The following is a 14813-nucleotide window of genomic DNA, read 5'->3' on the forward strand; positions in this document are numbered from 1 at the left end:
GGTTAAACCTTAACCTTTAGATTTTTATCCGATTGTTTGTCCGCCCGCGGCAAACTAAAACTGAAGGTCGAACCTTGCCCTTTGTTGCTGCGAACCAAGGTCTGACCATTATGAATTTCGATAATTTTCTTTACGATAGCCAGCCCCAAGCCTGTACTGGATTCTCCGGCCGTGGGTTTGGCGCTCAGGCGTTTAAAGCTCATAAATACGGTTTGTTTATCTTCGTCACTAAGGCCTTGACCGGTATCTTCAACGTGCGTTACCACATCCTGATCACGCACTTCATGATACACACGCACTTTACCGCCGGGATACGTATATTTGATCGCATTATTGATAAGATTATCCACAACCGATTTTATTTTTTCACGATCCATCAATGTATCCGGTAAAGTCGGATCATATTCGTAATCCATGGCGATATTTTTTTGATTCGCGGCACGCCGATGCAACGGTTCCGCATCGCGAATAATAGTACCCAGATTGTCCGGCAAAACTTCTAACCGGATTTTGCCCGACTCAATAGCCGAGATGTCCAGCAATTCTCGTATGAAATGCGACATCTGATGCGATATGCGGGAAATACGGACTAGATCTTTTACGGCTTCTTTCGGTTTGAATGTATCCGTTTCCGCATCGGCGATCAAAAGATCAATATATCCCATAATCGTTGTCAAAGGACTACGCAAATCGTGTGCTACAATACCCAAATATTCGTTCTTTTTTTCGTTCAGATTTTCTAATTCCACATTTTTTTGTTTCAATTCCGCGGTCCGCTGCTGAATGATGCGTTCGAGATTGTCATTGGCAAGTACCAATCGCCGCTCACGATAATGAATTATCACATAAATACATAAGAAAACTAAGGCCGTATAAAAGCCAAACGCCCACCATGATTTGAACCACGGAGATCGTATGACGAACCGCAATTGATCTTCGACACTGACTTGTTCGTAGAGATTGCGTGCACGCACCCTAAATCGAAATACTCCGTCCGGCAAATTGGTATAATCTTTACGAAACTCCGTTGACCACTCCGACCAACCCGGGTCAAAACCTTCGAGATAGTATTGAAATTGATTGGATCCGTCGCGTTCGTAGCTGCTGGCCGAAAATTCAAATCGGATATTATTGTCATAGTGCGCCAACATAACATGCCGTGATGTATCCGATAAAATCGGAATATTCTGTCTCTGGTCATTCATCACCACTGCTTTGCGTATCAGTGCATAAAATTCCGAATCCCACGCATATTGGATATTGCCGTCATAACGGATAAGTCCGTCCGCACCGCCAAACCAGATGATGTTGCCCGATTCCGGATACGGTATATTGACGCGAAAGTCCGATATTCGCAGAAACGGATTTCTTACGGTATAAGAAATCGCACGCGATGACGAGGCGGCATGTAAAATTTCAAATCGTTCTCCCACTTGGGCGGTCATCCACAAACCGAACTGCGGATGCTGCAAAAAGTGATGAACTACTGTTGCGCTGTCCGACAATAACGGACCAAAAAGAGTTTCACGCACAAAGTGATTATGATCCACATCGTAACGAAAAAGCCCTGATGTCGTCCCGACCAAGGGTCTCCCGTCCACTTCATACATATACATTTCGCCGATGGGTAAACCGTTAGCTCGGTCATAACGGGTAACCGGCCAGTTGAGTGAATCCCCTTCGCGTTTGAGGTGAATGACGCCTTTGAAACGCGTACCGAGCCACAAATCACCATTCAAAGACTCGGCGATCGTTCGAACTTCCTCTTTGATCGTACGATGTTCCTCGACGCGCACCCATTGTTCTTTATCAATCCGGCACAACGCTAATCCGTCGGACAAACCAACCCACACCTGATTTGGGTTTCGTTTGGATCGCATCATATTTCGCACCGAACGATTATCCACCATTTGTGCCTGCTGACCGGTAATCCTGAAAACACCTTGTGCCGTACCCGCAAATAATGAAACCTCATTATCCACAAAAGACCAGCACTGCGCCGTGATACCGGCGATCGGCTCAAATTTCCATATTTCCTGACTGGATGAAAGCGGAACATCCTTTTCCGGGGATGAGGGATAACGATTCAAACGGTACACCCCCCGGCTGGTGCCCACATAAAGCGTATTATTCCAACGCGTCAATGAAAGCACAGTCCCACGCAATCCGTGTAATTCACTAAATCGCGAATACGGACTGCCGATTTCAACCCGCGCAATGCCGTTATTCATGGCCAGCCATAATATGCCATTGTGATCAACGTACGTCGCCCAAATATTGTCATCCAATAATCCGGAACTTTTATCTACTCTGCGAATAAAACTACCATCTTCGGATAATTCAACAACACCGCCCAAAATTGTCCCCAAAACCATATTACCGTTTTTCAGTTTTGATGCATAATACAACTGATGTTGAATAAGCCAATCATCAACCGAAGTTTTCATTGCAGCAAAACTGCTGCGTGTTGCAACAAAAAGATTTTTCTCGCGCGTTGCGATCAGAAACCGTCCGTCTTTAAACGGCAGCATACCATAAATACGCAAATTCGCAAACTCTTTACCATACGGCAATAGATGCAGCGTATCCTGATCTATTATGTATAAGCCGCGCTTGTCCTGTCTCACAAAAATCGTATTATGGATAAGATAGGAACGGTGAAACTGAGTATCAGATATAATAGCTTTGACAAAGTGATACGAGCCGTCGGCGGCGCGTCGAAAAACGAAAAAATATTTATTGCTACGAAAATAAATTTTATCAGCAATACAGCTAATTTCCCAGATATCGGTAATTCCTTTGAACGACGAATCCAGTGATGCGCTCAGCGAATAATATTGACGAATACCCGTCGAATCTGTTTTGAGTATTCCAAACTCGCCGACCGCTCCGACATAAATCGTTCCCACCTCATCTACGGCCAAAGCACGGATCGACGTTCGATTAGGAGCAGGGATCAGACGCCAGCGGATTCCGTCGAACTCCAATACGCCGTCATTGTTTCCGAAATACATTAGTCCGCGATGATCCTGTACAATAGACCAGTTTTGTGATTGTGCGCGGTACTCTTGGGGAAAGTAATTGCGGATGAACGGTTCGCCTTGCTCATCTTGCGCCGCAAGCGGCGAAAAATAAATCAAACAAAGCAGGCTGTACATTATTGTGGATTTCATCACGAACCGTGTTGGTAGTTTTCGTGAAATAATGTTTTTACCGGGAGATCAATGCACAGGGTCGTACCGATACCGGGTTCACTTTCGACAGTGACATCGCCGCCATGTTTTTGCACCGTCGTAAAAACTTCTGACAAACCCAGTCCAGCACCTGCCCCGATAGGTCGCGTTGTAAAAAACGGATCAAAAATTTTCTTTCGAACAGAGGAATCAATGCCCACACCGTTATCAATGAAGCAAAGACGAATTTTATTCGTATCCGTTTGCCATTCGGCAGATAATGTAATACGACCATCTCCGCTTGCGAGCAAATTTTGTTTTTCCGCATCGCGGATTGCTTTGACCGAATTATCGAGGATATTAATGAAAGCCTGATGCATAAGCGTCAAGTGAACGGTTATAAAGGGAATTTCGGTGGTTTTGCGTTCAATAACAATATCTTTATGCTGGCGCATAAACAGATCCACCACCATATTGAGCGACTCCAGCAAATTGGTTTCTTGTATTTCTTCCTGATCCAGACTGCTAAACGCTCGCAGGCTATTTACGATTTTGATAATACGGGTACTACCTTCTACAGAGCTTCTAAACATGTCATCCAGATCTTTTTCGAGGTAGTCGTAATCCAAGGTATGTTTGAATTTTTCATACTGTTTTTTTTCATCATCTGTCCATGATTCCGTGTGTGAGCGTTTATCGAGAAACCCCATGAAAAGAAATAATCGTTGAACCCGCGCGCGAAGAAGTTGAATATTGGAATACACAAACGTCAGAGGATTATTGATCTCGTGCGCAATGCCGGCCACCATATGTGCCAATGAACCGATTTTTTCGGATTGAAGAATCTGAACCTGAGCGCGTTTAAGCGAATCCATCGCTTTCTCTAATTCGTATGTCCGCGCCTGGACTTGACGTTCTAATTCTCTTTTTTGATTCTGTATTTGCCTGAAGCGATACACAAGAACCGCGCATAAAAAGGCACCTACCAGGAATTGAAACCACGCTGTTTCCCAAAATGGCGGTTCTACAATCAAGGTGATCGCACGCCCTTCCTCATTCCACACATTATCATTATTACTGGCTTTGACCTTGAATACGTACGTGCCGCCGTCCAGATTGGTATACGTCGCTTCGCGGCGGCTACCGGCGTCTATCCAGTCGCGATCAAAACCTTCTAATTTGTAGCGGTATAAATTTTTTTCGCTATGGGTATAATTGAGTGCCGCAAATTCGAACGCGATGAAATTATCTTTGTATGAAATAATGATCGTGTCCGTTTCAGAAACGGATCGTTCGAGGACGAAGGGTTTGTTAAATTTTTTGAAACCCGCGATTATTACCGGAGGTACATAACGGTTTTCTTTGATACTGTCCGGATGAAAAGTCACCAGCCCTCTGTTACTTCCAAAATACATACGGCCGTCATGGGCGCGTAAGGCCGCACCGACACCGAATTCCGCAGAGATCAAGCCGTCGCCCTCATCAAAATTGCGAAATGTTTCCGTTTTAGTGTCTAATCGGCTCAGGCCTTTATTGGTACTGATCCAAAGGCGCCCGGTTTGGTCTTCCAAGATACCGTTAATGACGTTGTTCGCTAAACCATGTTTATCGGTATATGTTTTCCAATGACCCGTCTGTTTATCGTAACGATTAAGACCGCCGCCGGCTGTCCCGATCCATATCAGACCGTCACGACTTTCAAAAATACGTAAAACAAGATCGCTTGAGAGCGACGACGAATCGTGGTTTGAACTTAAATGCCGGGTAAATATTTCTTTTTTTCGATCCCACACACTGATGCCCCCGCCGAACGTGCCGACCCACAACAACCCTTCTTTATCCTGGTGCAACGCGCGAATTTGATTGCTACTGACCGTATATCCAAGCGCCGGATCATGCGTAAAACGACGAAACGTACGCGCATTACGATCAAAACGATTAAGACCGCCGCCGGAGGTTCCAATCCAAACGGTATTTAACGGATCCACATAAACTGTAAAAACATTATCGTTGCTAAGCGAATTCGCATCATGCGGATCATTGCGAAAAACTTCAAAAGTTCCCCTTTTTCGGTCCCAACGATTGAGCCCTCCTTCATTGGTACCGACCCAAAGATCACCGTTTTGGTCTTCGGCTATACTCCATATATCATCATGACTGAGACCGTGTTGGGGTTTTTGAAAATGAAGAAATTTTTTCTGATCCGGCAAATACCGGTTCAGACCGCCGCCGAATGTTCCTACCCAAATAGTGCGGGACTGATCTTCATGCAGCGCATAAATGCGATCTTGACTCAGAGAGTACGAATTGGACGGATCATAACGATAGTTGATAAATCGATGCCCCGTGGGACTGATATAACTTACACCGCCACCCCATGTACCAAACCACACCGTGCCGGATCGATCTTCCACTATAGATATTACGCTTTTATGAATTATACTACCCGGATCGGTAACATCAGGAAGAAATCGAATAAACTTCCCGGTAACACGATCCATTAAATTTAACCCTCCATTAAGCGTGCCTACCCAAAAATTTCCACGTTTGTCTTCATACAAAGCCCGTACAAAATCATGACTCAAACTCTGAGAATCGTTCGGATGATTTTTGAATGTTGTAAAAGTACGCGTAACATAATCAAAACGATTGAGACCCCCTCCGGATGTAGCCACCCATAAGACACCGGCACGATCTTCGTAAATCGCGCGCACCGTGTTGTGACTAAGGGATCGAATATTACCCGGTTCATTTTTGAAAACGGTAAATTTTCCCGTCAGCGGATCCAACAAATTAAGACCGCCGCCATCCGTCCCTACCCAAAAATTACCGCGGCTATCTTCATACAATGCCCACACGTTGTCAGACGATAAACTGGTCGGATCAAGCGGATTGTGACGGTAATGTTTGAATTTCCCATCCGCCGTCATTTGATCCAAACCGCCGCGAAATGTGCCGATCCATAAAATTCCTTTGCGATCACGATACAGTGCACGTATGGTATTATCTCCGAGCGAAGTTGCATCCGTAGAATCATGTTTGTAAATCGTAAATGATTCACGAATACGATCAAAGCGGCAAAGTCCTTGATTGAAAGTGCCGATCCATATGCCGTTTGCCGTATCTTCGCACAGCGTATATATAAAATTATCGCTTAACGCTTGACGCGGAGAACCTTGCCTGTATATAGCAAATGTATATCCATCATAACGATTAAGACCGTCTTGCGTACCAAACCACAAAAAACCGCGCCGGTCTTGTAATATAGTATGCACCGATCCCTCGGAAAGACCATGTTTAGTTGTGACGTGATTAAATGAAATTTCGATTTGACCAAAAACGGGAAAGGATAGAACAAACAGCCAAGCTATGAGCGCAAGTGCTTTCATGGAATTATTGATTCGATAGGAAATAACAGAGGAGAGCGAAACGCTTAACGGATATCAAGCATTGTATTGTTTACCAATCAAGCCAGCGCCGCGCGGAGCGATCCTTCCAATTCGATTATTTCACGGATATTATTGAGAAACCAGGGGTCTATAAATGTGTAGCGGTGAATATCTTCTACCGTCATACCCATCTTGAAACCGTCACGTATGGCGAACATCCGTTGTGAATTGGGTACGCGGAGTTTATTGATAACTTCCTGACGATACGCTTCGACGGCCGTTTCATCTGACGCATCTGCCGGCGGATTGTCTTTACCATCTGCGCCAAGTCCAAATCGCCCGTTTTCGAGCGAACGCAAAGCTTTTTGTAATGACTCTTTAAAGTTACGGCCAATGGCCATCGCCTCACCGACCGATTTCATCTGCACATTGAGCGTTGTATTGGCGCCTTGAAATTTTTCGAAATCCCAACGCGGAATTTTGGTCACTACATAATCAATCGTCGGTTCAAACGATGCCGGGGTTTTTTTCGTAATATCGTTCGGTATCTCATCTAATGTGTATCCGATAGCAAGTTTGGCGGCGATTTTTGCAATCGGAAACCCTGTTGCTTTGGAGGCTAACGCCGAACTGCGCGACACACGCGGATTCATCTCGATCACGATCATGTCACCGTTAGCGGGATTAATAGCGAATTGAATATTGGAACCTCCGGTTTCAACACCGATTTTACGAATAATCTTCAATGCGGCATCGCGCATTTTCTGATATTCTTTATCCGTCAGTGTTTGCGCCGGTGCGACGGTGATCGAGTCGCCTGTGTGCACGCCCATCGGATCGAAATTTTCGATCGAACAAACAATGACGACGTTATCGTTTTTATCGCGCATTACTTCCAGTTCATATTCTTTCCACCCGATCACGGATTCTTCGACGAGCACTTCACTGATCGGACTCGCTGCCAACGCTTTGACGATGAGATCGTTATATTCGTCAATGTTATATGCTACAGCGCCGCCCGTTCCGCCCAGCGTAAAAGACGGTCTTAAAATAATCGGGTAATCAAATTCGGATACCGCTTCGTTGGCGTCCTGCACTGTACGAACAAATCGTCCTTTGGGTACGTGCAAGCCGATGCGTTCCATGGCTTCTTTAAAAAGTTCGCGATCTTCGGCTGTTTGAATGGAATCATACTTTGCGCCGATCATTTCGACATTATATTTTTCAAGCACGCCGGATTTGAAAAGCTCCACCGACGTATTGAGTGCCGTTTGGCCGCCCATAGTCGGTAACAAGGCATCCGGGCGCTCGCGCTCAATTATTTTTTCAACCATCGCCGGGGTAATCGGTTCGATATAAATACGATCCGCCGTTTCCGGATCGGTCATGATCGTGGCGGGATTACTGTTGATCAGAATTACACGGTAGCCTTCTTCTTTGAGGGCTCGGCAGGATTGAGTTCCGGAATAGTCAAATTCGCAAGACTGACCTATGACGATCGGCCCGCTACCAATGACTAAAATTGATTTGATGTCGGTACGTTTGGGCACAAAATATCCAAGAAATTTTGATATATGTTAAATCTTCGTAATTTATCAAAATTCCTTATTAATGCAAGACTGGCTTTCATTTGTGCAGCCTATAAAAAAACTCCCAAAATATCGTATTTTTTAACCTACGACATGTTAGGAGTTTAAACGAACTCGATGTAGTTGTTTAGATCTATTTAGCGTTAAAATACTTTAAAAAATTATAATCCGCCGGATTGCTGCGATCCATGGCGATTTGTATCCACGCCCCTTTTTTATTGGCGCCGTAATATTTAATCCAAGATGAAGCCAATCCGTTTTCATTAAGTCCTAACACTTCATCCACCTGATTTTTATTCACTCCGGCAAAACCCGTCCAAAAATCAGGCAACTGATATTTTTTTCCAAATTCGGTAGCAAACGACGGATATAAACCCTGAAAACTGCGGAGATCATTGGGACCATAAGCCACTCCGAAAATTTCTTCCGCCTTTAGGAAATTATATGTTTCAATACGCGGATCGAATACGGTAGGATTAAATCCAAAATTGATGACCGCACCGCCTTGATCAAGAAATCGGCGAACCAAGCTGTTTTTTCCACCTTGTAATATCGTATCCGGAAATGCCGCAGAAATCACTACCACTATTGTTTTTGATGCCGAATCCGATTGCGCCGTGATTTCAGCAAAACGATTGGTATCAATGACAGCATATCCGATATCGGTAAGATAATTTTTTAATCTTACATCCATATTGTTGCTAAACTGAAGCCCTACTTTATCCATCCAAAGCGCAAGTTTCCGTGTACGTGATTCGACAGGGGTCGGCCTGCCAAACGAAGCATACAGAATACCGCTGTCATTGGTATAAAGCAGCGTTTTGCCTGTAAATACGGGTGACGAAAACGATTGGATCGGCGTGATCGTACGATGTTCTGAAATTTTCTCACCGGTTTTTGAATTTAAAATATGCATGACACCATCACAACTTTGGGCATACACATGATTATTGATGATCAGGGGTGACGACCATAAAATTTGGCGCGTATTAAATCGCCAGATTTCTTTACCGGTTTTGGCTTCCACGGCATTTACATAACGTCCGTCGGATGTTGCCGTCACGGCGATACCTTCACGAATTGCCGCGGTCGAATTGACCCAACTTATTGTATAATCCAAAGACCAAAGTTGTTTACCGTCTATCGTATTAAAACCATATAAAAATCCATCGCGGCTGCCGATGACACAAACGTCCTCCGACAACGCTGCCGAACTAATCACCGCTTTGCGATCAAAAATATACTGTGATTGATCTATGCGTACGCCTTCGGTTTCACTCCTCCATTTCGACTTTCCTGTCGCTGCATCTACTGCATAGACATACCCCATACAATCGCCAAAATAAATAATCCCGTCTCTGATAACCGGTGTTGAGCGAATCACAGATTCCGCTTTGAATTTCCATTGTACCTTACCGTCACGTAACCGTACACTATGGAGGTAGCCATCATCACCACCCACGATAATATTTTCGCCCCAAAAAACAGGCGATGAATACCAATAGTCAAACTTCCAATCGTAAGGCAATGCCTTATCAAAAGCATAACGCCATTTTTCTTTACCGTCACCCGCCGATACACAATACAAATGCTGTGAATTGTCAGTAAAATACAAACGATTGCCTTTTACCGCCGGCGTAGAATGAATAGCCGAGCCAAAATTACGATTCCATTCTACCGTACCGTCTTTTTCGCGAACTGCATAAAGCGTTCCTTTGGCTGTACCGATATATACATGGCCGTCCGAAAAAGCTGCTGAACCACGTATGGGGCCGTCTAGTGCAGTACGCCAATCGGGTGTATCATACAGTTTATTCTCAGGCGTGGTGTGGGCCTGATTTTTGAGAAACCAATACCCCTCACCTCCGGCCTTCAGTTCTTTCACACACAACGAAATACTGAATACCCAAACCCACAAAAAAATCCCCGCATTTTTCATGACAAACCTCATCATTTAATAACAACAACGGATGTGTTTAGATTAGGTATGAGGTTACGTATTTATTTAAATATTGTTTCGTCGTCACGCAACGGCTACGGTTTTGACGGATGCTCTGTTTTCAAAAAAATCAGCATGCAAGAGCCGCACCGCCGGTGTAAGCTGATGTTCGCGGAGCAGCACCGCCCAGTGATGCCCTGATCCCCCTTGTGCGATCGCTTCGACATGAATGGCCTCGGATTGCATCACACCCAATGCTCTTGTCAGGTTGGAAAAATCTTCGGCGATCAAATGACCAACCAATGCACACAACGCCCGTCCGGTCTGAAAAGTAATATGCCATGAGGCCGGCAGATGATCGCAAAAATACCGCCAACGTTCATTGGAAGCAGCCGCCAGAACAATCCCCCGCTCTGTCGTGTTTACCAATTCAACATCGGTTCCTGTTTCCTGCAACCTTGCAAAAATTTCAGCAAGAATCGGGCTCTTTTGTTCAGGATCATTAAATCGTACCGTCATAACTTCCAAACCCCGCTTAAACGCAATCGAACGGACAATCCCTTTTCCTTTGATCGCTTCCCGCGTAATGCATGTACCGGCATTGGATGGATTGAATGTGTTAAGCACACGGATTGGAATGTTCTTTTGAATCGCCGGTAACACCGTTTTAGGATGCAATACTTTAGCACCAAACTGCGACAACTCCGTAGCTTCATCAAAGCTGACATGCGTCAGTTGACGGGCGACATGCACCAGGCGCGGATCCGTTGTGAGAATACCGTCCACGTCCGTCCATATTTGTATTTCATCCGCTTTGAGCGCCGCACCCAAAAGTGATGCACTGTAGTCCGAACCGCCGCGACCCAGCGTGGTTGTGTGCCCGTCCGTGGTCGCACCGAGAAAACCTTGGGTGATCACGATGCCCCTTTCTAAAGCGGGTATGATTTTTTGCTGAACTTGTAACGGCAGCGCATCTGTCTGTGGATGGGCGGCGTTGTAGGCATTATCCGTTGTTATCACGGTTCGTGCATCCAACCATGAAATGCTTTGACCTGTCTGACGAATCGCCGACAAAGTAAGAACCGATGACCACAATTCACCGAACGACAAAAGACGATCATGCGTCCTCGGCGTCACTTCATGCAAAATGGATGCGCCGTTGACACAGCGTTCAAATTCACCGTTAAATCGTTCTAATTGCTCTTTTTCCTCCGCCGACAAAGTTAGCGTTTGAGCCTCCATTTTGTGTTTATCAATTAATGTTTCTTTTATCTTGCCGATAGCGGCTTCATCACGCCTTTCGATAGCCTGACTCAGCCGTACAAGTTGATCGGTCACACCGGCACATGCCGAAACCACTACCAGCACCTTGCGTTCAGCGTGGCGTCTGACGATTTCGGCCACCCGGCGAATCGCACCCGCATCCTGCACAGAAGTACCGCCAAATTTCATAACTATCATGATATCCTCATAAAATTATAATTGAATTTAAACTAATACGGCGCCCCCATTGACGCTGATCGTCGAACCGGTGATATGGCGGCTCAGATCTGATGCCAAAAATAAAACGGCACCGGCCACATCTTCCGAGGACGCAATACGACGAATCGGGATACTCTCAATCACGGTTTTTTTGAAACCCGCATCAGAAAAAACTTCGCGGTTAAGATCATTGTCCACCCAACCCGGTGCTACATTATTCACTAAAATACCCTGCGGCCCGAGTTCAACGGCTATAGATTTTGTAAACGCAGTGATCGCTCCTTTGGATGCGGCATAATGACTGTGAAATGCTTCCCCGCGTTGGCCGGCTGTGGACGTGATATTAATAATACGACCGCGTGATTTCATCAAATGCGGAACGGCCGCATTAGTCACGGATAAATAGCTTTGTACATTAGTGAGATATGTAGCATCCCACACGGATTTATCGGTAAGCCCGATCGGAGCGCGCGTCCAGATACCCGCATTATTAACAAGAATATCCAATCGTCCGAATTTCAGAATCACCGATTGCACCAATTCTTTGGCTTGCGCGTCATCGCTGACATCCGCACGGATTGCTGCTGATTTTCTACCTAATGCCTGAATGCGATCAACTACGCGCCGCGCATTCGCCTCACTGTTTAAATAATTTATGGCTATGTCGGCTCCGGCCTCGGCCAGTAATATCGCCGTGGCGGCTCCGATACCACGCGAACCTCCGGTGATCAAGGCAACTTTATCTTTTAACGATATCATTCGTTTTCCTTTAAAAATTTTGCAATCGTTTCGTTCATCAATTCATTTTTTATCAAAAAAGCATCGTGACCATCATCCGAATCCAATTCGATATAGCGTGCATTTTTAATTCCCCGCGCGATCGCTTTTTGTTCCTCCGCAGGATAAAGCACATCCGAGCGAATGCCTATGCACAAAACTTTAGCACGTATGCTATGCAGTACATAGTCCAAGGGGCCCCGGACTTCAGTCACATCATGACGGTCCATGGCTTGCGTTATTCGGATGTAACTGAGCGCATCAAAACGCGCTGTAAGTTTCTTTCCTTGGTAATCCAAGTAATGCTCAATCGCGAATGGTTGTGCCGTTTCATCCGAATAAAAAAAATCGGGATTAATTTGATCGCACGGTTGACCCCCGCGTGCAAATTTGTCCTGATAAGATTTTTGCGAGCGATACGAAATCATAGCAATCCACCGTGCCAGACCGAGTCCCTTAACCGGCTGTTCGTTATACCCGCCATTTTGAAATGCAGGATCTTGGACTATGGCACGTCGTGCTGCTTCATTCCAGGCAATAGCCCAAGCTGAATGGCTTGCTGCCGTGGCAATAGGTATGATCCGCGCAACTTTTTCCGGATACATCAGCGCCCATTCAAGCACTTGCATACCACCCAGCGAACCGCCGATAACGGCTTGCAGTCGCTCAATGCCTAAATGTTCCAAAAGTGCGTGCTGTACCTGCACCATATCGCGTACTGTGATGAGGGGAAATCGTTTGCGCCAGGGTAACCCGTCCGCCGGATAATGCGATGCCGGGCCGGTCGAGCCGTAACAACTGCCGAGAATATTACTGCAAATAATAAAGTATTCGCCCGGATCGAGTGCCAAATTTTTTCCGATCAATCCGTCCCACCAACCGGGTACATTTGTACCGTCGCTGTAGGCATGCGCATTACCCGTCAATGCGTGGCAGACCCAAACGGCATTTGATTTTTCGTTGTTGAGTGTACCATAGGTCTCATACGCCACAGTAATATTCGACAAAGTACCCCCTTGCTGAAGACGCAAGGGGATCGTATCAAACACCGTCGTATATTTTACTGACGAAAAAACCGATGGTATCGGAGAAACAAGCGGATTCATGCGGCGGATTCCTCCACTGTCAGGGATTCCGTCTTATGCAATGCTTGTTCGAAATCAGCGATAATATCATCGATATGTTCGATTCCCACCGAAACACGAATCAAATCCGGCGTCACTCCGGAGGTTTGTTGCTCGGCATCGCTTAATTGCTGATGCGTGGTCGAATTGGGGTGAATGACCAAAGTTTTAGCATCGCCTACATTAGCCAAAAGACTAGCTAAAGAGAGACTGTTGATAAATTTTTTCCCGGCTTCTTTCCCGCCTTTAATTCCAAATACCAGCACTCCGCCATAGTGACCCGCGCGTAAATATTTTTTGGCATTGGCGTGATACGGATGATCTTCCAAACCCGGATACGACACCCACGATACTTGCGGTTGTTTTTTCAACCAATGTGCCAGTGCTAACGCATTTTGGGCATGCCGTTCGACGCGTAACGACAGTGTCTCCAAACCTTGCAGGAGCAGAAATGCATTAAAAGGTGACTGACTGGGACCGATATCCCGCAAACCCTCGACACGCGCACGTATGGCAAAAGCAATATTGCCAAACGGCCCCGCACTGCCAAAAATATCCCAGAATTTTAGTCCATGGTAACCCGGACTGGGTTCGGTAAACAAAGGAAATTTACCGTTACCCCAATCAAACGTACCGGCATCAACGATCACGCCGCCTATCGCCGTGCCGTGGCCTCCGATCCATTTGGTCGCCGAGTGCACCACGATGTCGGCGCCAAAACGAATGGGTTGTGCGATGTAGCCGCCTGCACCAAATGTATTATCAACAATCAGTGGAATACCATGACGGTGCGCTACGTCCGCGATTGCCTGAAAATCCGGAATATTCAATCGCGGATTGCCGATCGTTTCGATGTAAAGCGCTTTGGTTTTCGCATCGATGAGTTTTTCAAAATCTTGGGGACGATCCCCGTCGACAAACTTCACGTCAATGCCGAGACGCGGTAAAGTGACTTTAAATTGATTGTATGTTCCGCCATATAACAAACTTGTAGCAACGATATTATCACCGGCCTGAGCGATCGTCGTGATAGCCAGAAATTGAGCCGCTTGACCGGACGATGTAGCTACCGCCGCAACACCGCCTTCTAAAGCTGCTATGCGCTCTTCAAAAACAGCTGTCGTAGGATTCATAATGCGCGTGTAAATATTACCGAATTCCTGCAGCCCAAAAAGTGCCGCCGCATGATCGGCATTATTAAATACATACGATGTACTTTGATAAATCGGAACGGCGCGCGCATTGGTAGCGCTATCCGGTTTCTGACCCGCATGAAGTTGCAATGTTTCAAAACGGTAGGTTGATTTTTTTTCTTCCGTAGCCATGGTGGAACCTTTCTT

The 14813-nt window shown here is 45.8% G+C and carries 8 protein-coding genes; all 8 read right to left on the reverse strand.

Annotation, left to right across the window (positions count from 1 at the left end):
* Positions 1-2: 2 nt before the first annotated feature.
* The 8 genes from HUU58_00895 to HUU58_00930 all read right to left on the reverse strand — a co-directional run bounded on the left by HUU58_00895 (position 3) and on the right by HUU58_00930 (position 14798).
* Positions 3-3173, reverse strand: a complete 3171-nt coding sequence (locus HUU58_00895; protein ID NUN44211.1) for a hypothetical protein — start codon at positions 3171-3173, stop codon at positions 3-5.
* Complete coding sequence (locus HUU58_00900; protein ID NUN44212.1) at positions 3173-6562, reverse strand: histidine kinase; 3390 nt, start codon at positions 6560-6562, stop codon at positions 3173-3175. The genes HUU58_00895 and HUU58_00900 overlap by 1 nt, the downstream gene beginning before the upstream one ends.
* A gap of 77 nt (positions 6563-6639) precedes the next feature.
* On the reverse strand, positions 6640-8112 hold the full coding sequence (gene carB / locus HUU58_00905) for a carbamoyl-phosphate synthase large subunit (GenBank protein NUN44213.1): 1473 nt from the start codon (positions 8110-8112) through the stop codon (positions 6640-6642).
* Positions 8113-8284: 172 nt separating this feature from the next.
* Positions 8285-10090, reverse strand: coding sequence for a PQQ-like beta-propeller repeat protein (locus tag HUU58_00910; GenBank protein ID NUN44214.1), 1806 nt, complete (start codon positions 10088-10090; stop codon positions 8285-8287).
* An 84-nt stretch (positions 10091-10174) separates the two neighbouring features.
* Positions 10175-11551 carry an aspartate kinase gene (locus HUU58_00915; protein NUN44215.1) on the reverse strand — a complete coding sequence of 459 codons (1377 nt, stop codon included), beginning with the start codon at positions 11549-11551 and terminating at the stop codon, positions 10175-10177.
* 27 nt (positions 11552-11578) lie between these two features.
* Positions 11579-12331, reverse strand: coding sequence for a 3-oxoacyl-ACP reductase FabG (locus HUU58_00920; GenBank protein NUN44216.1), 753 nt, complete (start codon positions 12329-12331; stop codon positions 11579-11581).
* The gene (metX, locus tag HUU58_00925) at positions 12328-13455 is read right to left on the reverse strand and encodes a homoserine O-acetyltransferase (GenBank protein ID NUN44217.1); all 1128 of its coding nucleotides are present in this window, start codon (positions 13453-13455) and stop codon (positions 12328-12330) included. Before metX ends, HUU58_00920 begins: the two co-directional genes overlap by 4 nt.
* Entirely contained in the window at positions 13452-14798 is a 1347-nt protein-coding gene (locus HUU58_00930) for an O-acetylhomoserine aminocarboxypropyltransferase/cysteine synthase (protein NUN44218.1), read from the reverse strand. Before HUU58_00930 ends, metX begins: the two co-directional genes overlap by 4 nt.
* Positions 14799-14813: the final 15 nt, after the last annotated feature.

This window comes from bacterium, from assembly GCA_013360215.1.
Taxonomy (GTDB): domain Bacteria; phylum CLD3; class CLD3; order SB21; family SB21; genus JABWCP01.